21 protein-coding genes are annotated in these 25,167 nt (G+C 40.4%); 9 read left to right on the top strand and 12 right to left on the bottom strand.

The genetic code is table 11. The features are described 5' to 3' along the window. Positions 1-23: 23 nt before the first annotated feature. A complete protein-coding gene (locus tag ACPPVU_RS03405; protein ID WP_426670293.1) occupies positions 24-1,742 on the bottom strand; it encodes a GMC oxidoreductase in 1,719 nt (572 codons plus the stop codon). 150 nt (positions 1,743-1,892) lie between these two features. Between ACPPVU_RS03405 and ACPPVU_RS03410 the strand changes: the two genes are divergently transcribed. Further along, positions 1,893-2,708, top strand: coding sequence for an alpha/beta fold hydrolase (locus ACPPVU_RS03410; RefSeq protein ID WP_426670294.1), 816 nt, complete (start codon positions 1,893-1,895; stop codon positions 2,706-2,708). Here ACPPVU_RS03410 and ACPPVU_RS03415 read toward each other — a convergent pair. From ACPPVU_RS03415 to ACPPVU_RS03425, 3 genes are read right to left on the bottom strand one after another with little or no spacing between them, the layout of a single operon-like run. Next, positions 2,705-3,577 (bottom strand): sugar phosphate isomerase/epimerase family protein, encoded by an 873-nt coding sequence (locus ACPPVU_RS03415; RefSeq protein ID WP_426670295.1) that lies wholly within the window; start codon positions 3,575-3,577, stop codon positions 2,705-2,707. The genes ACPPVU_RS03410 and ACPPVU_RS03415 overlap by 4 nt on opposite strands. Before the next feature lie 57 nt (positions 3,578-3,634). After that, positions 3,635-5,329 (bottom strand): GMC oxidoreductase, encoded by a 1,695-nt coding sequence (locus ACPPVU_RS03420; protein ID WP_426670296.1) that lies wholly within the window; start codon positions 5,327-5,329, stop codon positions 3,635-3,637. Positions 5,330-5,331: 2 nt separating this feature from the next. Continuing rightward, positions 5,332-6,036 carry a galactosamine-6-phosphate isomerase gene (locus ACPPVU_RS03425; protein WP_426670297.1) on the bottom strand — a complete coding sequence of 235 codons (705 nt, stop codon included), beginning with the start codon at positions 6,034-6,036 and terminating at the stop codon, positions 5,332-5,334. Between the two features lie 203 nt (positions 6,037-6,239). Here ACPPVU_RS03425 and ACPPVU_RS03430 point away from each other — a divergent pair, with 203 nt between their 5' ends. Beyond that, positions 6,240-6,971, top strand: a complete 732-nt coding sequence (locus ACPPVU_RS03430; RefSeq protein ID WP_426670298.1) for a hypothetical protein — start codon at positions 6,240-6,242, stop codon at positions 6,969-6,971. A gap of 32 nt (positions 6,972-7,003) precedes the next feature. Here ACPPVU_RS03430 and ACPPVU_RS03435 read toward each other — a convergent pair whose 3' ends face one another. The 3 genes from ACPPVU_RS03435 to ACPPVU_RS03445 form a co-directional block, all read right to left on the bottom strand. Next, entirely contained in the window at positions 7,004-7,702 is a 699-nt protein-coding gene (locus tag ACPPVU_RS03435; protein WP_426670299.1) for a DoxX family protein, read from the bottom strand. Positions 7,703-7,772: 70 nt separating this feature from the next. Then, positions 7,773-8,891, bottom strand: coding sequence for a DUF2911 domain-containing protein (locus ACPPVU_RS03440; RefSeq protein ID WP_426670300.1), 1,119 nt, complete (start codon positions 8,889-8,891; stop codon positions 7,773-7,775). A 47-nt stretch (positions 8,892-8,938) separates the two neighbouring features. Then, positions 8,939-9,073 carry a hypothetical protein gene (locus ACPPVU_RS03445; RefSeq protein ID WP_426670301.1) on the bottom strand — a complete coding sequence of 45 codons (135 nt, stop codon included), beginning with the start codon at positions 9,071-9,073 and terminating at the stop codon, positions 8,939-8,941. A gap of 250 nt (positions 9,074-9,323) precedes the next feature. On the opposite strand from ACPPVU_RS03445, the gene ACPPVU_RS03450 reads away from it, so the two are divergent. Both ACPPVU_RS03450 and ACPPVU_RS03455 read left to right on the top strand, forming a co-directional pair. Next, positions 9,324-10,340, top strand: a complete 1,017-nt coding sequence (locus ACPPVU_RS03450) for a sensor histidine kinase (protein ID WP_426670302.1) — start codon at positions 9,324-9,326, stop codon at positions 10,338-10,340. After that, positions 10,337-11,047 carry a LytR/AlgR family response regulator transcription factor gene (locus ACPPVU_RS03455; RefSeq protein ID WP_426670303.1) on the top strand — a complete coding sequence of 237 codons (711 nt, stop codon included), beginning with the start codon at positions 10,337-10,339 and terminating at the stop codon, positions 11,045-11,047. Before ACPPVU_RS03450 ends, ACPPVU_RS03455 begins: the two co-directional genes overlap by 4 nt. A gap of 124 nt (positions 11,048-11,171) precedes the next feature. Here ACPPVU_RS03455 and ACPPVU_RS03460 read toward each other — a convergent pair whose 3' ends face one another. Further along, positions 11,172-11,600 carry a VOC family protein gene (locus ACPPVU_RS03460; protein WP_426670304.1) on the bottom strand — a complete coding sequence of 143 codons (429 nt, stop codon included), beginning with the start codon at positions 11,598-11,600 and terminating at the stop codon, positions 11,172-11,174. 105 nt (positions 11,601-11,705) lie between these two features. On the opposite strand from ACPPVU_RS03460, the gene ACPPVU_RS03465 reads away from it, so the two are divergent. Both ACPPVU_RS03465 and ACPPVU_RS03470 read left to right on the top strand, forming a co-directional pair. After that, positions 11,706-12,386: a response regulator transcription factor gene (locus tag ACPPVU_RS03465; protein ID WP_426670305.1), complete on the top strand. Its 681-nt coding sequence runs from the start codon at positions 11,706-11,708 to the stop codon at positions 12,384-12,386. A gap of 3 nt (positions 12,387-12,389) precedes the next feature. Then, a complete protein-coding gene (locus ACPPVU_RS03470; protein ID WP_426670306.1) occupies positions 12,390-13,748 on the top strand; it encodes an ATP-binding protein in 1,359 nt (452 codons plus the stop codon). A 4-nt stretch (positions 13,749-13,752) separates the two neighbouring features. Here the strand turns inward: ACPPVU_RS03470 and ACPPVU_RS03475 are convergent, their stop codons facing one another. Further along, the gene (locus ACPPVU_RS03475) at positions 13,753-14,418 is read right to left on the bottom strand and encodes a YoaK family protein (RefSeq protein ID WP_426670307.1); all 666 of its coding nucleotides are present in this window, start codon (positions 14,416-14,418) and stop codon (positions 13,753-13,755) included. 140 nt (positions 14,419-14,558) lie between these two features. Between ACPPVU_RS03475 and ACPPVU_RS03480 the strand changes: the two genes are divergently transcribed. The 3 genes from ACPPVU_RS03480 (at position 14,559) to ACPPVU_RS03490 (ending at position 20,154) form a co-directional block, all read left to right on the top strand. Further along, positions 14,559-15,833 carry a TolC family protein gene (locus ACPPVU_RS03480; protein ID WP_426670308.1) on the top strand — a complete coding sequence of 425 codons (1,275 nt, stop codon included), beginning with the start codon at positions 14,559-14,561 and terminating at the stop codon, positions 15,831-15,833. A 7-nt stretch (positions 15,834-15,840) separates the two neighbouring features. Beyond that, positions 15,841-16,944 (top strand): efflux RND transporter periplasmic adaptor subunit, encoded by a 1,104-nt coding sequence (locus ACPPVU_RS03485; protein ID WP_426670309.1) that lies wholly within the window; start codon positions 15,841-15,843, stop codon positions 16,942-16,944. 81 nt (positions 16,945-17,025) lie between these two features. After that, entirely contained in the window at positions 17,026-20,154 is a 3,129-nt protein-coding gene (locus ACPPVU_RS03490) for an efflux RND transporter permease subunit (protein ID WP_426670310.1), read from the top strand. Between the two features lie 140 nt (positions 20,155-20,294). Here ACPPVU_RS03490 and ACPPVU_RS03495 read toward each other — a convergent pair whose 3' ends face one another. From ACPPVU_RS03495 to ACPPVU_RS03505, 3 genes are all read right to left on the bottom strand, one after another. Continuing rightward, positions 20,295-22,736 carry an ABC transporter permease gene (locus ACPPVU_RS03495; protein ID WP_426670311.1) on the bottom strand — a complete coding sequence of 814 codons (2,442 nt, stop codon included), beginning with the start codon at positions 22,734-22,736 and terminating at the stop codon, positions 20,295-20,297. Between the two features lie 110 nt (positions 22,737-22,846). Continuing rightward, the gene (locus ACPPVU_RS03500; RefSeq protein ID WP_426670312.1) at positions 22,847-23,959 is read right to left on the bottom strand and encodes a hypothetical protein; all 1,113 of its coding nucleotides are present in this window, start codon (positions 23,957-23,959) and stop codon (positions 22,847-22,849) included. Between the two features lie 30 nt (positions 23,960-23,989). Next, complete coding sequence (locus tag ACPPVU_RS03505) at positions 23,990-25,108, bottom strand: hypothetical protein (protein ID WP_426670313.1); 1,119 nt, start codon at positions 25,106-25,108, stop codon at positions 23,990-23,992. Positions 25,109-25,167 lie beyond the last annotated feature (59 nt).

Raw genomic sequence — 25,167 nt, forward strand, 5'->3', positions numbered from 1 at the left:
ATTCAGGTGATTTAAAATATAACCTACAAATTCCCTTTTTTCATTTCATCAACAGCATAATTTGCTGCCCTGGCAGTTAATGCCATATATAAAATAGACGGGCTTTGATTTCCGGTACTCGTCATACAGGCGCCGTCGGTAACAAATACGTTTTTACATAAATGCAGTTGGTTCCATTGATTCAATAAGGATGTTTTGGGATCTTTACCCATGCGGCAGCCGCCCATTTCGTGGATATCGAGGCCAGGCGCCTGTTTGTTTTCATAGGTCTGCACATTTTTGCAGCCCGCTTTCTCCAGCATTTCCTTACTTTCCTTTAAAAAATCCTGTATCATGCGTTCATCATTATCATCATATTCAACTGATGTGATAAGCAATGGCATACCCCATTGGTCTTTTTGATCCTTACTTAATCGCACATGATTTGTTTCTTTGGGAACAGTTTCACCCTGCATATACATATACACTTTCCATCCACCCGGCTCTGTTAATGAATCTTTATAATCGGCACCAACCTGCCCCTGGTCAGTATCTGCAGGCCTTTTATCGCGGTAAGCTCCCATAAAGGTGGTATAACCTCCAAAATAGTCGGTTTCATGTTTATGCAGGTTTTTGTAATTAGCAAGGATCAACTCAGTTGGGTTTCGGCCGTAATAATATTTATCTAAAAAGCCATCCATTTCTGCACCAACAGATGCCCGGTAATTCTGAAAGGCAACGTACTTGCCAAGCAAGCCATTGTCATTACCCAAGCCATTTGGAAAACGATTAGATGTAGAATTTAACAATACCAGGTTGCTGTTTAGTGCCGATGCATTGAGGAAAATGATCCTCGCTTTATACTCGATCACTTCTTTGGTGTTGGTGTCGATTACCTTAACACCAGATGCCTTACCCAGCTTTTCATCATAAATAATAGAATGTACTACCGAAAAAGGCCTTATGGTTAAGTTGCCTGTCTTTTTAGCCCAGGGTAACGTAGAACTGTTTGAACTAAAATATCCCCCGAACGGGCATCCACGCATACACATATTACGTGCCTGGCATTTCACCCTGCCCTGATCGATATGGATCTGTTTGGGCTGGGTAAGATGTGCCCATCGGGCATGCACAAGGTGACGGTCTTTATAATTTTCTTTGATCTTTTTGCTGATCTCTTCCTGCACACAATTCATCTCGAAAGGCGGCAAAAACTCACCATCAGGCATTGATTCTATACCATCCTTGTTACCGCACACACCAATAAAGGTTTCTACATGCGAGTACCATGGCGCTACATCATCATACCCTATGGGCCATGCAATGCCATAGCCGAATTTTTCGGGATTTGTAAATTCATATTTACTCCAGCGCTGACAGGCCCGGCCCCAGGTAAGGGACTTGCCACCAACCTGGTAACCACGTATCCAGTCGAAAGGTTTTTCCTGTATATATGGGTGGTCTTTATCCTTTACAAAAAAAAGTGCATTGTCTTCACCATAGCCTGCCGCTTTGCTTATCAGCAGATTTTCCTTAAGCATGGCTGTGGTCATTCTAAGCCGGTGTTTGAACTCCCATGGTGGTGTAGTAGCTGTAGGATAATCTTTGATATGCTCCACGTTACGGCCGCGTTCCAGCACCAGGGTTTTCAATCCTTTTTCACATAATTCCTTAGCGGCCCATCCACCGCTGATACCAGAGCCTATAACGATGGCATCATAAGTGGTTTTGATCTCTGTAGCATTGTTGTTTGCAGCATCCATTGGTATAAAAATATAATCGGTTTACAGCATAAAGCATGCGTTAATTGTAGTTTTTAAAGGTAATACTTTCTGAATAAACGCTCCATGATTTTCTTGATTGCGTTAATTGGAAACTTCTTTATATTTAGGCACCTGATAATCAATGCCGATATGAACAGATTACTATCAAGCTTAATTCTTTTATTTTCAATGGTACAGGTTGCCTGTAGTCAACAGGTGAGATATGGTGACAATCCGGCTGCGGGAAAATACTATGATGTACGTGGCATAAAAATGTATGCCGAGATTTATGGCAGCGGCAAACCTTTATTGCTGATACATGGCAATGGCGGCAGTATCAATGCTTTTTCGCAAACTATCCCTTACTTCTCCAAAAAATATCAGGTGATTGCGGTGGACAGCCGGGCGCATGGGAAAACGGTTGATGCTAAAGATTCGCTTAGTTTTGAGATGATGGCCGATGATTTTGCAGCGCTGCTGGACAAAATGCATATTGATTCTGCCTATGTGATCGGCTGGAGCGATGGGGGAATTAATGCCCTGGTACTTGCTATGCGGCATCCTGAAAAAGTAATTAAACTGGCCTCGACCGGGGCTAACTTAACACCTGATTCGTTAGGACTGCAGCCCCCAGTATGGAAGGATATGCAGAAACAATACCAGGCTGACAAAAACAAGCCAAGAACCACCGACAAAGAGAAAAACGACTGGAAAATATTTATGCTGGATTATGTTCAGCCCAATATACCTTTTAGTGCGTTAAGGACTATTAAATGCCCTTCGCTTATCATTTGCGGTGACCATGATGTGATACCTATTGAACATACCACCAAAATTTACCAGGGAATTCCGCGCGCTTATTTATGGGTAGTACCTAGTTCAGGCCATCCTACCTTACAGGAACACAGGGATGAGTTTAACCAGGTAGTGGATGAGTTTTTTGAAAAACCCTATCACAAGTTTTAAGCTAATCGCAATCTCTTAAGGTAGTCAATATTCGCTTTAGCACTTTGCAATGGCGTTTCATTATAGAACCTGCTTTGCTCAACAAAAAAGTATTTCATCCCATTATCCAACCCGGTTGATAGCAGGTGTGGATAATTGATGATTCCCTGTCCAAGATCACAGGCTGATTCTTCTTCGCTTCCTTTGGGCAGGCGCTCCTTTAATACATCGCGCATGTGGCAAAGCCTAAAGCGGTGGCTATATCTTTTGATATATTCTTCCGGGTCCTGCCCTTCTGTTACCGTATAATAGAAGTCCATCTGGAAATCGACCAGGTCCTTGTCGGTATTGGTTAATAATACATCTATCGGCAATTGGCCATCTACTTTCTTATAGGGATAATCATGTGGATGATAGCCGAACCGCATACCATGCTTTTTGCATAGCTCTCCGTTTTTATTAAACTCGTCCGCGAAGCGTTTAAAGTTATCTATAGATTTTTGCGGACCTTTCCATGGGCATATCAGATATTTCATTCCGATCTCAGCTGCTCTTTCGGCTTGTTGTTCAAAACCACCCGGCTCATCATTATAATGACTTGAAACCAAAGTTAACCCATAGCCATTAGCCAGTTTTTGAAACTCCTTATTACGCATCCCCCAAAACATGCCCTTATTGCCACCATAACTTTCAATTTGGGTATAACCCATTTCGCCAAGCTGTTTTAAAGTGCCCGGTGTGTCCTTTTCCATATCTTCCTTTACCATGTACAATTGTATTCCAAGTGCGGGAAGCTTACGATCTGAGAAGAACAAATCTCTTTTATTCAAAAAAGGAGTTGCCAGCCCCAAAACGCCGATATTTTTGATGAATGCACGTCTGTTGGTCATAAACAATAATTAAACAAAAGCCCTGATCAATAGTCTCTAATTAATTGATCTCTAAAACTAAATATTCCCCTTTTTCATTTCTTCCGCAGCATGATTAGCTGCCCGCGCAGCAAATGCCATATATAAAATAGACGGGCTTTGATTTCCGGTACTGGTCATACAAGCGCCATCGGTTACATAAACGTTATTACACAAGTGCAACTGGTTCCATTTGTTTAATAGAGACGTTTTAGGATCATGCCCCATTCGACAACCGCCCATTTCGTGGATATCCAGGCCCGGCGCCTGGTGGGTATCACGTTTGGTGACATTCTTCACCCCTGATATCTCCAACATTTCGGCACTTTGATCTAAAAAGTCTTTGATCATTTTTTCATCGTTATCATCATAGCCTACTGAAGTGATCAACTGCGGAATTCCCCATGGATCTTTCTGGTCCTTACTTAAGCGAACGTGGTTACTTTCTTTCGGTAAAGTTTCGCCTTGTATGTACATACCGGCATGCCATGGCCCGGGCTCTGATAATGAATCTTTCAGATCGGCACCGATGCCATCATTCCAGTATTGCCGACCCCTGTTTGCATAGACAAACGTTAAAAATCCCCCTAAATAATCGGTATCCTGCTTGTGCAAATTGCGATAATTAGCAATGATAGGATTAGTAGGATTTCGTCCATAATAATATTTATCCTCAAAACCTTCATAGGTACCATGAACGCTGGCACGGTAATTTTGGAAAGCGATATACTTTCCAAGTAATCCACTATCATTTCCTAATCCATTTGGGAAACGCGAAGAGGTTGAATTAAGCAATATCAGATTGGTATTTAAACAAGCAGCATTCAGGAAGATCACTTTGGCGTAGTACTCTACTTCTTCTTTCGTGTTTGTATCAATAATCCGCACGCCGGTCGCTTTGCCTTTTTGCTCATCATAAATAATTGAATGAACTACCGAGAACGGCCTGATGGTTAAATTACCTGTTTTTTTTGCCCAGGGCAAAGTCGATGAAACAGAACTAAAATATCCGCCAAAAGGGCAACCGCGTGTACACAGATCCCTCGCCTGGCACTGCCCGCGACCTTGCTGCAGATGTATCGGCTCAGGTTTAGTTAAATGTGCCCAGCGGGTTTTCACCATAAAACGGTCTTTATAATGTGCGTTTATCTTCTTCTGCATTTCCGCCTCAACACAACTTAATTCAAAAGGCGGCAGGTAATCGCCATCAGGCAGGGCCTCCAACCCATCCCTATCACCGCAGATACCCGAAAATCTTTCTACATGCGAATACCATGGTGCAATATCTTCATACCGGATTGGCCAGTCTATCGCGTAACCATATCGTTGTGGTGCCGAAAATTCGAAATTGCTCCAGCGCTGGCAAGCACGGCCCCACATAATGGATTTACCGCCCACCTGGTACCCCCGTATCCAATCGAATGGTTTCTCCTGTATGTATGGATGCTCTTTATCCTTCACAAAAAAGTGATGTGTATCCTCGCCGTAAGCATAACATTTACTGATCACGGGGTTGTCCTTTAATACCTGCAAAGGTTCTTCCATGCGATGCGGAAATTCCCATGGCCCTTTTGTTGCAGTAGGATAATCTTTGATGTGTTCAATATTTCGACCACGCTCTAAAACAAGGGTTTTTACGCCCAGGTCGCACAATTCCTTCGCGGCCCAGCCACCACTGATACCCGAGCCGATCACAATGGCATCATAGGTGTTTTTCTCAGTTCCTTTTCCCATTATTAATTATCATTATCACAGTAAAAACATTGCACATCCGCATGCAGCCATAGAAAAGACGCCGGTAATTGGCTGCTTATCTTTTGCTCCATTAGTTTTTCCATTACAGCATTCTTATGCGTCCCATTTACAAGCAAGATTATTTTTTTTGAACGAAGGATGTCAGCCATACCCAATGTCAGGCCATATTTGATATGTTCATCATTGCCTTTTATCATGGTATGTTCTAAAGAGGTTTTACTTAATGTGGCTAAATGCACCCGAGGGTGTAAAAAATCTGCAGGCTCATTAAAAGCGATATGGCCATTTTTGCCCAGCCCCAAAATACACAGGTCTATCGGGTCATGCTCATCCAGGTAATGTGCTATGCGTTCACATTCTTTTTCAGGCTCATTACTTTTGCCATCGAAGGCAATATATCTTTCAGCAGATACCTGTAAGGGTTGTAATAAATACTTATGTAGATAATGCTCGCACGATCCTGCATCATTTATACCCAAACCATACCATTCATCCAGCTTGATAAATCTTAAATTTTCGACAACTATCGACCCCTGTTTTTCAACAAGTTTTTGATATACCCCAGTAGGCGAATTACCCGTAGCCGCACAGACCAGGGATTGAGGATTTTCCTTCAAATCGCTGATAAGCATATTTGAGGCCAGCTCATTAAGTTCAGCAAGCGTGTTGCACCTGGTTATTTGCATAAAAGGAAGATTTATAATTGGTGAATGGTTATTACTCAAATATAAAGCTTCCTTTTATAAACTATGCTGTCATAATTAGCTTAATTGTGGCATAGATTAATAATTATTGTTATTTAAATCCCACATTTATTTGTATCGTTTTATTTTAAACAAGATGCTCTTTCGCAAATCAAAGCAGTAATTTTGCCGCATAATAAAATAATATGAGAAACAAATCAATAAAAGAAGAATTAGAAGAAGCATCTGAATTAATTGATGTGTTGAAAACACAAGAAACTGATGCACTAAATAATGAAGAAGTATTAAAATTAAGAAGTCCTAAAATTGTCTCTGCTTTGTCACATTGTCGAATTTGTCTGGATTACTCAACCCACGATATAGAAGATGTTCTAATTAGTGAGGCAAATAAAAAAGGTATAGTATTGAAACCAAAGGAAAAACTATATTTCCCGTATGTTACTGAGCAAAAAAGATTCAACAAACGCGTTAACGAAATTCTACCGAATCTAAAAACTTATTTGCCAGACGTTTATAACTTATTAGAATCCATTCAACCATATAATCAACCTCGTAACGAACAATGGTTAATAAATATGATAGATTTAAATAATAGCACTAAACATTTTGGTGAAAAGGAGCAAGCCAAACAAATGGTTTCCAGTGTGGACATTGGCAATGGTGCGATTGTAATCGACAATTCACATAATATACAACTTAACAATGTTACTGTTAATGGCGTCACACAGGATTCAACTTTCAATTTAGGTGAAGGCGAAATCTTAGCACAACCTTCTAATTGGGATATACAATTTGAACCCTTCGCTAAATTTAAATTCAAAGAGTCGGATATTTTCATTACAAGACTATTGGATAACTCTTTAGCTGGAGTAGATAAATATACTGACGAACTCTATAAATTATTAGTCAATTATTAAATAAACCGATTTATCTGTACTGTTGTCTAATTTCATACAACATAAATAGGCGTAACAGGATGCATTTTGTTAACCTGTTTTTCAAAATAGTAAACAAGCAGCAGGAGTGATAGATTGATCAATTGGATAACTGCAGCGTATGAATCTGAAAATGGATCACGATTATGCAGATGGGTATAAACCGCGCCAAACATAATTATTATCAATCCCCAGGCAGCCAATGGCCCTGTTTTTAATTTGTAATGAAACAGGATACCTAAAGCGCCTAATGGTTCGACGCTCATAATAAAGTACAGGAACCAGTTTGCATAGCCCGAATGCCTGAAAAAATCGAGCATATATGCCATGTTCTGTGATTTGCCTGCAGTAGCTAAGATGAAGGTATTGGCAATCGAAATAGAAATTGCCCATCTGGTTAAACGGATAACATTTTTTAAACCTGCATTTTCGGTTTGATCAGTTAAGTGCTGAAAATTCAGAATGATATATGCTACCATGTATCCAAGCAATGCGTGCGCTAAACTATTTATAACCTGTAAAAAGACATTGAGCACTTTTAGCAAATCAGCATCTGCACCTACAAAATAGTGTATCCAGGTGTACAATGCGGCTACTATAGCAATGAAAACATAAATGCCCGCAAGGCGGCTAGCCGACCTTATATCAAACTCTTTTATAAAGTTGAGCAAGCCGCCAAGCAGCAGAAGACCGATCAGTATTAAAACATCCATTTCCAAAATCTTAATTTGAAGAAGCGATATTATTGACCGACACCCAAACGAGTGCCGGTCAACCTAAGATTTAGTTGATATCCTTCCCTTCCTGCAGGGTTTTAATAAAATTTGCTGTAATGTCCTTGTTGGGCTTATCCGGAGCCATTTCGTGAGCCTTTTGTGCAAATGTTAAAGCCTTTTTATAATCGCCAATGGCTGAATAACCTCTTGCCATACCTGCATTAGGCAGAAATTCATTAGGATGTTTATCATAATTCAATTTAAAGATATCGAAGGCTTCTTTCCCTTTTTTCTGGCGTGTAAGCGATCTTGCGTAAAAGTACAATTCATTAGAACTGGCAAAAGGGAGTGCTTTTTTCATTACCTCTGCTGATTCTGTAGATCGTCCAAGTCCATCTAATACCGAAGCTTTGGTACTCCATGCAGTGAAGCTTTTATCACCACCAAAGTTGACGCTTGTTGCGGTATCGGTCCACAGTAAGGCCTCGTCAAGGTTGGTTTTGTTTTGTACACAATATTGTGCTGCCTGGTCCCAGCTTTCCCAATTGAAGCCTTTTTCACTTCTTAGTTCTTTTCTGAATGACGCTACCTGTGTATCTGTTACATCCACATCGATTTTAAATGGGATAACTAATTTTTCCCATTGCAAAGCGACTACAGCACTCGTAGGGGTTTGGTCAGTAAATTCATACTTTAACCATTCTACGCTTTTGTCAGCTGCTACGGGTTTTACTTTTACACGTAGTACATCTTCATCGGGCTTGTAATAGAAACTACCCCAAGAGCCATAGTTTTTTGAGAAGATCAGCGTGCATTCGTTCGGATCATAAGCGATAAAGAATCCGTACTTACCGGCAGCAAGAGCCTGGCCTTCGATCTTTACATCTGTAGAAAATTCGATGATAGTATTTTCATTGGCACCGGCGCGCCATGGGGCCGATTTGGATGGGCCAAATCCCTGGTCCACATAACCTACAGGTATTAATTCACCCCAAATGTGGCCGTCGCGTTTTTTAACAGCAGGGCGGCTGTAATTAATAGTGACATTGGTGATGCCTATTCCTTCGCTAACGGTGGCTCTTTTATTGCCGCCGTTGGGCAGGGCGGTCAGCTGTGCCTGCACAAGACCAGTAAAAGCAAATTGGAAAATAGCCAGTAATAAACAGGCTTTAATAAATTTTTTCATGTGTAAGAAGTTTTAAAATGAATAAACATTGTTTGATGATGATCTTCTTATTTCCAGGCAGAAACTACAATCGGCAGATCGATGCTTTGCACCTGCTTAACCACATTTTTTGAATGTGACAGTAGTAATAATAGTGTGGCTATTATCGGGGCTATTTTTTCTGCAATGGGATGTAGTTTCATGTCTGGTAAATAAGGGTTTATAATGGTTAGTATGGAATAAAGCTGACGTTTATTCTTTTTTATTGAAAATAAATTCAACCGTAAAGGGTTTATTTTTAATTGTTTACCGGATTGTGTCAATAGGTGATGATATAAACCTCATTGGAATAATGGGCTACGGCGGTTGAGATTATGATGGCATTTATTGAATAGACCCGGCCAATTATTGAAAACGAAGTGCGCCTAAGCAAAAAGCTTTGTACTTTTAGAAATGAATCTTTTGAAAGGGAGAGCGACTATCGTACAATTACAGTTGTTGGTTTGGATAGCTGTTTATTTTATCATCTTTTTTTCTTTACTACCGGAAGACGGCTTTCCGCAGGCTGCCAGTTTTACCACAATAAGCGTTGCGTTTTATATATTGGTGATTTATGGCAACATCAAGTTCTTATATCCGTATTTGTATGAAAAAGGGTATAAGGTACAGTATGTAATTTGTGTGATCATACTTTTGGTAGGCGGAGGATTAGCAAGGGGATCGCTGATCATGTTTATCTACAACACGTTCTTTGCGAAAAAGCCGGAAGTATGGACATTCGGAATGACCCTGAACTTCGTGATAGCCGGATTTCTGACTTATCTTTTAAGTTTCATCTTCCGTATCGCCATAGCCTACTTCTCTTTAAAACAGCAGGCTGAAAAAATATTAGCCCAGAAAAGCCAGGCCGAACTGAATCTCCTTAAATCCCAGGTACAGCCACATTTCCTATTCAATACGTTAAATAACATTTATTATGAAGCCTATCGAGAGGCACCCCGCACGGCAGCTCTGATAGAACGGCTATCGGATATTATGCGGTATTTTGTGGATGAAAGTCCGAAGGACGAAGTTTCCCTGCAAACGGAAATACAGTTCCTTGAAAATTATATCGCATTGGAAAAGATCCGCATAAGACATGAAACGGAGATCAATTTTGTAAAAGATTATAATGCAGAAGCCCGCATACCCCCAATGCTGCTGATGACCTTTGTGGAGAATATTTTTAAACATGGCATCGATAAATCGAGCAGTGAGAATAAAATAGATATTTCGTTGATACACCAGGATGGATACCTGCTTTTCCAGACATACAATAAAAAACCCCAGCAAGCGCAAGAAACTACTCACGGATTTGGTATTGAAAACTTGAGAAAAAGGCTTATATTGTTGTACGGAGAAGCATTTGAACTAAATATTGATTGTACAGAAAAGCAATTTACCGCCTTTTTAAAAGTACCATTATCATGAATTTAAGTTGCATTATCATAGACGACGAACCCAATGCAGTTAACCTGCTTGAGATATTGATCCACCAAACCACGCAATGGCAACTTATGGCGAAATGCTACGATGCATTGGAAGCCATGACATTTTTAAAGAAAAATAAAGTTGATTTCATTTTCCTGGACATCAATATGCCGCAACTTACAGGTATGGAATTGGCTGCCTTGTTACCTGACGAAACCAAGATCGTATTCACCACGGCTTATTCCGAATATGCTGCCGAAAGCTATACTTTTCAAACGATAGACTATTTATTGAAGCCAATTACATTAAAACGCTTCCTGTCATCAACCCAAAAGATAGAGGCACATTTTGGCAATAAGGAGCCTGTTGTGGCACCGGTTTCAGTACCTGAAAAGGAATATTTCTTTGTCAAATCCGGCAAGACATTGAGCAAGATACGGTTGGATGATATTTTATATTTTGAAGGTGAAAAGGAGTATGTAAGATTGGTAACTGAAACGGGTCAGTTATTGATCTATCGCCGCCTTAAAGAGATTGAAGAGCAATTACCACTGCCATTTGTAAGGGTGCATAACTCCTACATTGTGAATACCAAACAACTGGAAAAATTCCACGACAACCATATTTATATTGCAGGTAAGCAAATACCAGTAAGCGAAAAGTTTAAGAGTGATTTTCTGGCGGTGATACAGCAGCGGATATTTTAGAACTTCTAAATTAATTTTGTCATGTTGAGCATAGCGAAACATCTTCTTCAACCTGGCATCTCCGATTTGCATATTGAAGAAGATCCTTCACTATCGTTCAGGATGACAACCTGATTTATAACCCCTATTTCGCAAACAACTGTCCTATATCTTTAAATGCCTTAAACTCCAGCGCATTCCCGGATGGGTCCTGGAAAAACATAGTTGCCTGTTCGCCGGGCAGGCCTTTGAAGCGGATATAAGGTTCTATGACAAATTTTACACCATGCTTTTTAAGGCGTTCGACCAGCTTTTGCCATTCGTCCCACTCTAATACTACACCAAAATGAGGAACAGGTACATCATGCCCGTCAACAGCATTGGTATGGTGCTCAATCGAGCCTTCCGGTTTTGGTTTATAGTGGATGACAAACTGGTGGCCATATAAGTTGAAATCTGTCCACAATTTATCAGTACGACCTTCCGAACAACCCAAAACCTCGCGGTAAAATTTTCTGGCTTCTTCCAGATTATAAACCGGTACAGCCACATGGAATGGTGTTATTTTTTGCATAACTTAAATAATTATTCCGTTACAATTATACTGATTTGATATTTGCGCTATTGTAAAATATCTGTCTGAAAAAAATTAAGCTTAATATTATCATATTTGTTCGGTATGAATCACATTTGTTTAATTGAGGATGAGCAAAAAGTTGCCGCTTTTATCCGTAAAGGCCTGGAGGAACACGGGTATTCTGTAAAAACAGCAGAAGACGGCCTGAGTGCTCAAAAACTATTACAGCAGGAGCAATTTGATTTGTTGATATTAGATGTAATGCTGCCTGATACCAATGGCATTGAATTATGCCGAAATATCCGAAAGACAGACAGCAATACGCCGATACTTATGCTTACCGCACTAAATCAGGTGCACGATAAAGTATCAGGATTAAAAGCAGGTGCTGACGATTATCTTGTAAAACCCTTTCATTTTAGCGAACTGCTTGCGCGTATTGAGGCATTGCTGCGGCGCAATAAAAACAAGGAAGATGATCATATGCTTGTATTTGATGATCTGAAACTGGATACTTGGAGCAAAACTGCTGAAAGGGATGGCAAAAAGATCATACTCACTGCTAAAGAATACACCCTGCTTGAACTGTTTTTACGAAACCCCAATAAAATATTATCACGGGAATACATTGGTGAAAAAGTGTGGGAGATAAGTTTTGACACCGGGACTAACTTTATTGATGTTTACGTAAACTATTTGCGAAAAAAGATCGAAAAGGACTTTAAAAGCAAGCTGATACATACGGTTATTGGCATGGGCTATATTTTGAAACAGGGGAAATAAACAATGAAGATCAAAAACCGTCTTGCGCTTTATTTTACGCTCATTAGTACGGTGATCCTGCTTATTGCACTTGCTATTATCCTTGTTATATTCAATTCATTTGCTAAAAGCGACTTTTATAGCCGTTTAGTAGACAGGGCTAAAGTTGCCGCACAATTATATCTGGAGGCAGATGAGATATCACCTGATTCATTGAGCCATGTTCGTGAACGCAATCTGAAACAGCTTCCGGGTGAAGTGACGCGATTTTATGACGACCGGAACGGTGCATCATTTATTAGGGACAGGCAGCAATATTGGGACAGCAATGTGATTAATATGGTGCGCAAGGGAAGACAGGTAGAGTTTACCGAGGGTAACAGGCAAACCGTTGGCATTTATTACAATGATAACCAGGGGAATTTTGTTATTCTGACATCAGCGGTAGATATACAGGGACATCGCCGGATCAACGACCTGATTGAAATAATGCTGATTATGATTGTTTGGGTGGTAGCAGGACTGTTTTTTATTGGTCGTTGGTTCGCCAAAAAGGCGCTTGAACCTATTGATGATATCATAGGGCAAATGCAGCAGGTGCGTGCCAGTAACCTGAGTATGCGTATTAATGAAGGTAACGGCAAAGACGAGATCAGCGAACTGGCCCAAAATTTTAACCGCCTTTTAAAACATCTTGATAATGCGTTTGAGGTGCAACAAACCTATGTTGTCAATGCATCTCACGAGCTGAAAACCCCTGTTACCAGTATTATTGGCGAGATAGAGGTTGCCTTGAATAAAAAACGCCCGAATGAAGAATATGAGCAAATTTTAAAATCGGTACTGAATGATGCCGAAAATTTAAATGAAACCATTACAGGCCTGATGGAACTGGCACAGGTTGATATGAGCTACACACGGGCCGAATTAAGTCCGGTAGCCGTTGATGAACTGGTGTGGGAGTTGGCTGATCATTGGACTAATAAAATGGGGAAAGGACTTTTTGCAGTAAGCATACAACATTTGCCTGATGATCCTGAAAAATTACAGATACCCGCCAACAAATCATTATTGATCATCGCATTAAATAATATTATCAGTAATGCTTATAAGTTTTCAGATAAACAGCGTGTGCAATGCGACCTTTATGCTGACAGCAGCCATATCAGCATTACTATTAGCGATAAGGGATTAGGTATACCGGCTGAAGAGCTGGAGAAAGTATTTCAATCATTTTACCGTGCTACCAATGCGAAGGATTATAAAGGCAATGGTATTGGTCTATATATTACCGGTAAAATTATCAGCCTTTTTAATGGCACCATTAACGCTACTTCTGAGCCAGGTAAAGGCACGTCTATCACTGTTAGCTTTATTAACTGATATTCTATGCAACCAGATCTTTTTTAGGATAAATGATCAGGACGATCCCCGGCAATAGTAATCCGCCCAATCCAATCACTTTTCCTGCCATAGCACCTAATAAACACCCGACCAAAAATCCGCCGATAATTAGCGATTGATGTTTTAAGCTTGCTATTATCAGGCTATCGCTAAATTTTGTCTTTATTACTTTTAAAAAATCAAGTGCAGCCTGGGTAACGTTTCCGGTCATCATGGTAGTAGGGCCGTAGGTCTCCTTACTATAAAGTTTGCCAAACGCATTTTGCAATCCCATGGCAAAAACAACTGGCATAACGATGCCATAAGCAAGCCATCCTAAAGAAATATTTTCAAACTTTAATACAAATGCAACCAGACCCGTGGCTAGCAGTATAAAACCCTCTAAAAGTAAAATGCTGCGTTTACTTGAAGTCTTATTAATCAACCATCCGCCGGTTATAACAGCTATGATGAAGACAGGAAGAGTGATCAGTTTTGCCCACGACTGGCTATCGGCCCCTTTGATAACATCATAGGCAAACAAAATAAAGTTGCCTGTAACGTGGGCAGAAAATTCGTCGGCAGTTATAAAAGTTATTGCATCACAAAACCCTGCCGTAAGGGCAAGCAATAAACTAAAATTGCGAATATTATTATGCTCGTCTACCATGTATGTATGTCCTGTAACTAAAATAGTAAAGATAGTTCCAAGAGTGATAAAAATCTCAAAATCAAATTCTAATCCCTTTCTAATCCAGCTTTAATTCTGCTTTAATACCCCGAATCTAACTTTGCGCAAACAAAATAAATATGCTTTTAAAGTTTATTCGAGCTCTTCTGTTGGTGCAAATAGGGTGTATAGCTGCCGGGGCAACTGCATTTGCGCAGGCCCCGGTAAGCGATACACTTAAATTGACAGTTAAACAAGCCGAAGATCAATTCATAAAAAATAACCTTAGTCTCATTATTCAGCGGTATAATATTGATAACGCCAGTGCCCAGGTAATTACTGCAAGGCTATTCCAAAATCCTGATTTTAATTTTAACAATGGTATCCATGCTACCGGAGTGCCTAATGCATTTAGCGAGCAATCATTCGGTGTATCACAACTTTTTTTTACGGCAGGCAAACGCAACAAAAATATTCAGTTAGCTAAAATTGGAGTGGAGCAGGCTAAATATCAATTTTTTGATTTGTTGCGGACTCTGAAGTTTACACTCAGGAATGATTTTTACACGATCTATTTCCAGCAACAATCAGCCAAAATCTATAATGAGGAGATAACTTCCTTATCTAAAACACTTGTTATTTTTAAGGAGCAATATACCAAAGGCAACATCGCACAAAAAGAAGTATTGCGTATCCAGTCACAGCTCTATTCATTACAAAGTGAGTATAATAATCTGTTAGCCGGCATTGATACTACACAAAGCGAGTTGAAATTGCTTATTAAGGCATCGCCTGATACCTATGTTTTACCGCAGGTTAATTTTGATAACCAACAGCAAGTAGCTCAGGTACCATACCAGCAATTGCTTGACTCAGCCTATGCTAACCGTTATGATCTGAAGTATACCAAATCAGCCGTTGATTATAACAATCTTAATCTGAAACTTCAAAAAGCCACAGCTGTTCCGGATATTTCATTAGCCTTTAACTATGATAAGCTGGGTTCATACGGTAATAATTTTATGAGCGCGGGTTTAGCGTTCAGTCTGCCATTCTTTAATCGTAACCAGGGTGGTATAAGACAAGCGCACATTGCCATTGACCAGAGTAAAGTGCAACTGCAAAGCCAGCAAAACCAGGTTGAAAGTGATGTTGCTACCAATTATAAAGGCGCATTAAGGCTCGAGAAACTATACAACAGTTTTGACCCCCAGTTTAAAGATGATTTTACACACCTGATACAGGAAGTGATCAAGAATTATGATAAGCGGAACATCAGCATGTTGGAATTCCTTGACTTTTATGATTCGTACAAGACAAATACCCTGCAATTAAATAACCTGCAGCTCAACCGGGTCATTTCGCTTGAGCAACTAAATTACGCCACCGGGACACCATTTTTTAATCAACAATAAGCCCATTATGCTACACCATACATATAAAACAGCGGTATTTATCCTGGCTTTGCTCATCACGGGCATAGTATTACAAAGCTGCCATCATGCTGAAAATGCAGACGATCAGAAGGAACAGAAATTTGAAGTGACCGATACTTTACTAAATAGTCTTTTAATAGACACAGTAAAGGAAGCGAGTGCGCTTTCAGAAATAAATCTTACCGGCAGCATCGCACCTGACGAAAATAAAACTGTGAAAATTTTCCCTATGGTAAGCGGTGTGGCGCAGGATGTACATGTGCAATTGGGTGATTTGGTAAGCCAGGGACAAACATTGGCTATTATGAAGAGTGCCGAGATGGCTGCGTTTACCAAAGATTATATTTCTGCCGAAGCTGATGTAAGGAGTGCCAAACGCACTTTTGAATCTACCCAGGATCTGTATAAAAGCGGACTGGCATCACAAAAAGATTTTGAGCAGGCACAATCCGATTATCAGAAGGCACAGGCAGAAAGCAAACGCGCCGAAGCAGTTATCGGAATCAATAAAAGTAATGCGCAGGGATATATAATTAAATCTCCTATCTCTGGTTTTGTCATCGAAAAAAATCTAACGGACAACACGCAGGTAAGAGCAGATAACAGCCAGAACCTGTTTACCATCGCTGATCTGTCGGATGTATATGTGCTGATTAATATTTATGAATCTGATATCGCCAACATACAAACCGGCGACCCGGTAAAGATCACCACCCTGTCTTATCCTGATAAAGTGTTTGAAGGCAAGATAGATAAGATATACGATGTGCTTGATCCTGACAATAAAATAGTAAAGGCAAGAGTGAAGATAGCCAATCCGGGTAATAAGCTTAAACCGGAGATGTTTGCTAATGTGACAATCAAAGCCAAATCGGGTGAGAGTTTGCCGGTGATCAATACCCGTGCGCTGATATTCGATAATGATAAAAACTATGTGATACTGGTTGATGGCAAGGCGCATGCGCGCATACAGCAGGTAGATATTGCTAAAAAAGTTGAAGACAGGGCATATATCCGCGCCGGTTTAAAGCATGGTGACCGGATTGTGGCATCAAGACAGGTATATCTTTTTGAATCGCTTAAAGACTGATAGGTGCAAGGCGGTTGGCGTCGAATAAAATTGAAATAAGACATAAAAACAAATCCGAAATCGGACATCCGAAATAACAACATGAATCGATTCATAAAGACGGTACTATCATTCGCACTGAGGAATAAGTTTTTCATATTCTTTGTTACTGCGTTGCTTGCTGCCGGAGGATATATCAGCTTTAAAAATATCAGTATTGATGCGTTTCCGGATGTGACTAATACTTCGGTGACGATTATTACACAATGGCCGGGCCGTAGTGCTGAGGAGGTTGAAAAATTTGTAACCCGTCCGCTGGAAATTGCCATGAACCCGGCTGAGAAGAAAACCAGCATCAGGTCATCTTCACTCTTCGGCCTGTCGGTAGTAAAAGTAACTTTTGACGATGATGTGGACTATGCCTTTGCGCGTTTACAGATCAATAACCATATAGGTGATGCTAATTTGCCTGATGGTGTTAACCCTTCCATCGAGCCGCCTTACGGTCCAACAGGTGAGATATACCGCTTTACATTAACCAGTAATAAGAGGTCAGTACGTGATCTGAAAACTATTGAGGATTGGGTAGTTGACCGCGAGATACGTGCAGTACCCGGTATAGCAGATGTGAATAGTTTTGGCGGTGAGGTGAAAACCTATCAGATCACCGTTGATCCTCAAAAGGCGTTGCAATACGGTGTTTCGGCACTGGAGTTATACGAAGCAGTTTCAAAAAGCAATGTAAACGTTGGCGGTGATGTGATTGAGCAAAGCGGACAGGCCTACGTGGTAAGGGGTATTGGCTTGCTTAACAATATTGATGAGATCAAAAATGTTGTCGTTAACAACGTAAAAGGGACCCCTATCTATGTAAAAACAATAGGTGAGGTTACCGAGTCTGCGCTGCCCCGATTGGGGCAAGTAGGGCGTGACCGTGACCCGGATGTGGTTGAAGGCATTGTAGTAATGCGTAAAGGTGAGAACCCAAGTGTTGTAATCAAAAGCCTGAAGGAAAAGATAAAAGATCTGAATTCTAATATCCTGCCTTCTGATGTAAAGATCAGAACTTTTTATGACCGGGAAGACCTGGTAGACTTTGCTACCCATACGGTATTACACAATATGTTCGAAGGGATCATATTTGTAACTGTTATTGTGTTCCTTTTCATGGCCGACTGGCGCACTACATTGATCGTGTCACTGGTTATCCCGCTGGCTTTGCTGTTCGCTTTTGTGTGTCTCAAATTAAAAGGGATGTCTGCCAATCTCCTGTCCATGGGAGCTATTGACTTTGGGATCATCATCGATGCTGCGGTGGTGATGGTCGAGGGCATATTTGTGGTGCTCGATCACAGGGCCCGTGAAGTGGGTATGGAAAAATACAACCGTTTGAGTAAGCTGGGGATGATCAAACAAGCCTGCCTGGTTAACGGTAAAGGCATATTCTTCGCTAAGCTGATCATCATAACAGGTTTACTACCCATATTCAGTTTCCAAAAAGTTGAGGGTAAAATGTTTTCTCCCCTGGCCTGGACATTGGGTTTTGCTTTACTGGGCGCACTTATTTTAACTTTCACTTTTGTACCGGCCCTGGCCAGTGTACTACTCAATAAAAATGTTAAAGAAAAGCACAATGTTTTTGTAGAGTTTGTAACCGGATTTTGCATGCGGATATATACCTGGTGCTTTAAGTTCAGGAAAATAATGTTGCCGTTTACGCTGGTTACATTATTTATGTGCCTTGCCTGTTTTGAATTGCTCGGAACAGAATTTTTACCCGAATTAAATGAAGGCTCTATTTATGTAAGAGCTACTGGTCCATTGAGCATTTCGCTTGGTGAATCGGTAAAGCTTGCCAATGAGATGCGTAAGATATTCCTGAGTTTTGACGAAGTAAAGCAGGTAGTATCACAAACCGGTAGGCCGAATGACGGTACTGATGCTACCGGTTTCTATAATATTGAGTTCCACGTAGATATTTATCCCGAAGATCAATGGAAGCGTAAAGAGACCAAAGAGGAATTGATACAGCGGATGAATGAAAAATTGAAATTTTTCCCGGGTATCGATCTCAACTTCTCGCAACCTATATCTGATAACGTAGAGGAAGCGGTATCAGGCGTAAAAGGATCTATCGTAGTAAAAATGTTTGGTGATGATTATAAGTTCATCGAAAAAAGAGAGGATAGTATTTTTAACATCCTCAAGGGTGTAAAGGGCATCACGGATCTGGGCGTACTGCGGGATATGGGTCAGCCCGAGTTGCAGATCAACCTGAACCAGGCAAAAATGGCACAATATGGTGTAGAAGCCGCCGATGCCAACGCCGTTATTGAAACAGCTATTGGTGGCAAAGCTGCCACACAGATATACGAAGGGGAACGTAAGTTTGATCTGCGTATACGCTATCCTGACGATTTCCGGAATAACACCGATGCTATCGGCGACCTGCGCGTTCCATCTATCAGCGGTAATAAAGTGCCATTGCGCGAGATCGCAAGTATTACAAAGATCACTGGTATAAGCATGATCTATCGGGACGATCATAAACGCTATGGAGCCATTAAATTCTCTATCCGTGGCCGCGATATGGGTAGTACTGTTAGGGAGGCCCAGGATAAAGTAAATGCGGCGATAAAGTTACCAAAAGGCTATTTCCTGGAATGGGCGGGTGATTTTGAGAACCAGCAAAGGGCATCAGCAAGGCTGGCTCAGGTAGTCCCTATCAGTTTGTTGATCATTTTCTTTATCCTGTTTATCCTGTTCGGCAATTTCAGAGATTCACTATTGGTATTGAACAATGTGCCATTCGCTATAGCTGGTGGCATACTGGCTCTGCTGATTACCGGTGTAAACTTTAACATCTCGGCAGGTATCGGCTTCATCGCACTATTTGGTATATGCGTGCAGAACGGAGTTATCCTGATCACCAAATTCAAGAGCAATATTAAAGAGCTACGATTCCATTCGGCCCGCAGGTTTTCTGATGCCTTAAAGCTGGGTGTTGCGGATCGTTTGCGCCCGGTGGTAATGACTGCCATGATGGCTACAATTGGTTTATTACCGGCTGCAATATCACATGGCATAGGGTCAGAAGCTTCAAAGCCATTGGCTATCGTAGTAATAGGTGGCTTGATCACTAATACAACATTTAACCTGTTCATATTCCCGATCATCTTTTACTGGGCTTACAAAAAGAGAGTTGAAAAAGGAAATATAGGAAGGATATAAAAAGAGACTAATACCCCTAGAGTATCAGTATTGTTGAAGGCGGTGCAGCTTCCACTGCACCTGCCGGAGACAATTAAAGGTACAAAACTTGTAGCGACGGGCTTAAACCTGTCGCTATTGTTTTTAATAATGATTTATTTTTACTCAGATCTCAGACTATCCACCGGGTTAGCATTTGCCGCCCTTACTGTTTTAAAGGCAATGGTAAAAAATGCAATGATCGCACCTGCTGATAAAGACAAGGCGAATATCCACCAACTAATCGCAATACGGTACGGAAAATCATGTAACCAGCTGTTCATGAAATACCAGCCCAGTGGCAGAGCAATAATATTTGCAATGATAACCAGCTTAAAGTATTGTTTATAGAATAGCATTACGATACTGGGAACACTGGCGCCTATCACCTTGCGAATACCTATTTCACGGGCCTTTTGAGTTACAGTGTAGGTAATCAATCCTAGTAGTCCGAGGCATGATATATATATTGTCAATGCTGTAAAAATCCCGATCATCTGTTGCTCTCGCTGATCCTGTATATAATCGCTCTGGAAAATATCATTCAAAAATCCATACGAAAAAGGAGTATCAGGATTTAGCTTCTTCCATTGGTCTGAAGCATATCGAACGGCTGCAGGAATATGCTTGCCATCAACTTTTGCCACAATAGTAGTACACCTTAGAGGATTAACAGCCATTATTGCACATGGGCCTATAGTCGCATGCAAAGAAAAGTAATGATAGTTCTTAATTACGCCCACCACTTTATAACTATAAACAACGCCATTGTGAAGGTGCGATACATATTTACCAGCTGCTGTGTATGGATCAAATCCTAACAGCTTTGCGGCTTCTTCATTTAAGATCACCTCCTTGCCAAAGTCGTGCAGTTCCATATCTTCCTGCATATTGGTATTGATGAATGTCGCCTGAGTAAAATTACTGCCTGAGATCAGCTGCAGACCAAGTGTTTTTAAATAATTTTCATCAGCAAAGTCAAAGAATACTATTTGTTTATCCTCTATTGTTTTAGTTGCCGAATACAAATTCATATCACCCGATATCAATGGTGCTGTCGCATTGGTTACCGATTTGAAGTTTATATTACTGGCCAGCTGCTTTACCAATAGGGAGCTGTTTCTTTGAGCTTGATCACCATTAAGATTTAATACCAATTGCTGATCCTGGTCAAAGCCCGGTTTGGTATTGAGCATAAAATGCAGCTGGTTCCATATCACTATCGTAGAAAATATGAGGCAAGTTGAAATAATGAATTGCGATACGATCAGTACTTTACGTATACTAAACATGCCTGATGAATCACTCACGTTCCCTTTTAATACTTTGACAGGATTAAAGGCCGACAAATAAAACGCAGGATATAAACCTGCTGCCAGACCGGTTATCAAAGCAATTAATGTCAACCATAAAATTAAGCTAGTATTCTCGCTGGCGAAGAACGATAAAGTTTGTCCTGTGAAATTATTAAACACTGGTAAGAACAGGAATGATAGCCCGATGGAGATTATCAGCGCACAAATACTAATGATAATAGTTTCAATCAAAAATTGATAGCGGATAGCACCTTTACCTGCCCCCATTACACGGCGTACGCCTACTTCACGTGCCCGACTTACAGCCTGGGCAGTTGTTAGGTTCATATAATTGATACAGGCCAGCAGCAATATCACCAGGGCTATGGAGGATAACAGATACAGGTATTTTATATTGCCCTGCTTATAGGCAAGGTAATCCATAAACTCGGAAGAATTAAGGTGAATATCCTTGAGCGCCTGTAGCGAGTTGGTAATGTGATCGCTATGTGCTTTTAGCTCGGCGCCTGCATGTCTTTGAAGGTAAGTGTTCAATTCATCAATTACATGCTGAACATTACTGCCATGTTTCAACCTGACGTACGTGTAAAAATTATCGTTTACAACCCAGCTGGTATTATTAGCCATGAGCTGCCTGATGTTATCGCTGTTGTTAGAAGCGAAGAAGCCAGCTTGTATATGGTTTAAAAAATCCTCCTTAAAAACACCTGTAATAGTATAAATAGTTCCGGCTGCTTTTAAAGTTTTCCCGATAGGGTACACTTCTTTAAAAAGCTTTTTGGCCAGTGACTGTGAAAGCACAATAGTATTAGGTGCAGCAAAAGCCGTTTTACGATCTCCCTGCAAAAAATGGAACGAGAGTAAGTTAAAAAAATCGGGATCGACCCAGTAGCCGGAATTTTCAATATACGGAGTTGAAACACCAGTACCTTGTACCTGGACAATGGTAGTGCCGTTTGTTGGGTCCAGTCGGCTAACCTCTTCTATTTCGGGTATCTCGCTTTTTAAGAATTTAGCGTAAGGAAGGCCTACTGTAGGCGCTTTGCTGCCATCCTTAAAGGTGGATGTTACCCGGTAAATATCATCACCATTGTCAAAGCCTTTGTCAAAGCTCAGTTCATGCTGAAAAAATAGGAATACTAAAGCGCAGCACGCAAGCCCTACAGCCAGGCCAAAAACATTAATTAAAGTGCTTGTTTTGCGTTTCCACAAATTGCGAAGGGCAAGTTTGATATAGGTTTTGAACATAACGATTGGGTTATATTCAAAAATAGAAAGTTCCTGGATAAACAGCTATCCGTCAACAGAGTATTTAACAATGTTTAACAAATGGTTAGCGATTCTATTAAGAAGCAGAATTATTTCGTAACAACCTGGATTCCGGTTTCACCAAATGAAGAAGTGGCCGGCAACTTTAATGTTACAGGCGTCCCGTTTTTCCAATATAGAGTTACAGCTGAATCAGGCCCCTCAGTTCCACCTACATAAACATCATTGCCCGACAAAACCATGTTATTAGTATATGATGCAAACGCACCTTTGCTAAGTGTTACCGGCACACCATTTTTCCAAAGCGTAGCATGGGGCAGCCGAAAATCCATATTTCTGCTATTCCAATTTCCGTTATTTATATATCCGGCTACATACACATCATTCCCTTTAACAGCAATTGCTGTAGTATGGGCAACATATCCACCGGCTTGAAGCACAGTCATTGCACCATTTTTCCAATACACTGCAGTGTCAATGATAGGTGAGTTGAATACCGGATCAATCCTGTAAACATAACCGGAAGCATATACATCGTTGCCTGAAATAAACATGGATGTAATAACGGACTGCTGACTACCTTTTATGTCACTTAAATGTACAGGAATTTTATTTTTATAATAAGTGGCGTATAACGATGGTGAATAGTCTGGTGTAGCGATAGCTGTATCGCCAAAGCAATAAATATCAGTCCCGGAAGAAACAATTCCATATGCACTGCCTGTAAATTCAAATAATGTGTTGTTGTTTAGAGTGTAGCCCGCTGTCTGCCTAACGGTTGAACCTGCTAATGTATTGGCACCTGCGAAAGATAAATAGGTATTATTTCCATCCATAGCTATACCTGTTACCAGGGAAACATCAGAGTTAGCGAATGGCTGCTGGGTATTATTTTTCCAGAAGACCATTGACTTATTAAATACACCATAAGCATAAATATCATTATTTACCACTGTAAAGGCAGATATTCCGCAATATGCTGCAGTAGTGTTACTTAAACTATGACTTATTCCATTTTTGTAATAAACCGGTAGCTCGGTAAAAATACCAGGCGCCATTAAGTTAGCGATTACACCACTTACATATACGTCCGTTTGCTGATCAGCACTTGGAACAGGCGTATTATGAGCCTTGCTACATGAATATGATATCAGGCATAACATGATTACTAAATAAATCAGGCAACTTCTAAAACTATTCATTTTAATAACTTTTAAGATAACTTGCAATAACTATTTATTTTTAGGTACAACTACGACACCGCTGACCAGTAAAGAGTCTTTAGGTGCAATTTTAAATTTTACAGGCGCACCATTTTTCCAGTAAACGGTAAAAGCTGAGTCAGGACCTGAATAACCACCAATATAAATATCATTTTTCGAGGCAACGATATTAGTTGTATAGGAATCATAAGCAGGAGAGCTCAACGTTGTCATAACACCATTTTTCCATAAAACGGCAGCATGCACCGGCGAATTAACAGTGCCGGGAATGATATTACCGGTTTCAATATATCCAGCTATGTATACATCTTTCCCGTTTATAACAATACCGGTAGTACGGGCATTAACGGTGGTGGGGCTGAGTATTGTTAATTGCCCATTTTTCCAATATCCTGCTACGCCGAAATCAAAAGATAAATTGCCGCAAGCATAAACGTCCTGCCCGGAAAGAAACATACCTGTAATGGAGGTTGCCTTTGCATTTGTTTGTGCCACAAATTGAACCGGTTGATTGTTTTTATAGTAAATAGCATTATTACCCTGAGCTGAAGTTCCAAAAACATACACATCGGTTCCCGAAACAATCACGCCGTTCAAAAAATCATTATATTGATATTTTATAATGCCATTGACGGCTATCCCGTTTACTATTGAAGTACCTGAACTATTTTCTCCATAATAAAGCTCATAATAATTTTTACCATTTGCTGCCGTACCCATTATTATAGGAACAGGTCCATCAGATCCGCCAAGTACCGGGAGTACATGCACGGTGCCGTTTATCCAATATAGTGCTTGGGCAATGTCGATAGGAGCCAAAAATTCATCTGTATAAGCTCCGCCGGCATAAATTGTATCACCGGAAATAGCAAATGAATGAATGTAAGCTAGCCCATTTGGTGAAGTTGAATTCGCGGGCAGGTTTAAAGTCACTAAGCCGCCATTCTTATAATAAACAGCATCCCCGTTTTGAGGATACAGGCCTGACGCATCCAGGTGCCACAAGCCTCCATATACATATACATCAACTGGTTGACTATCTGTTGGTTTTGGAATCTGATGGTCTTTATGACATGCATATATCATCCATATTAGAAATAATAAGAGATGAATCTTAAAGCCTCTCATAACTGTGAAAATTGATATTAATTTGTTTGCCGGAATTGGTGAGAAATAAGATAATTAGG

Source organism: Mucilaginibacter sp. McL0603 (genome assembly GCF_049992945.1).
GTDB lineage: Bacteria > Bacteroidota > Bacteroidia > Sphingobacteriales > Sphingobacteriaceae > Mucilaginibacter.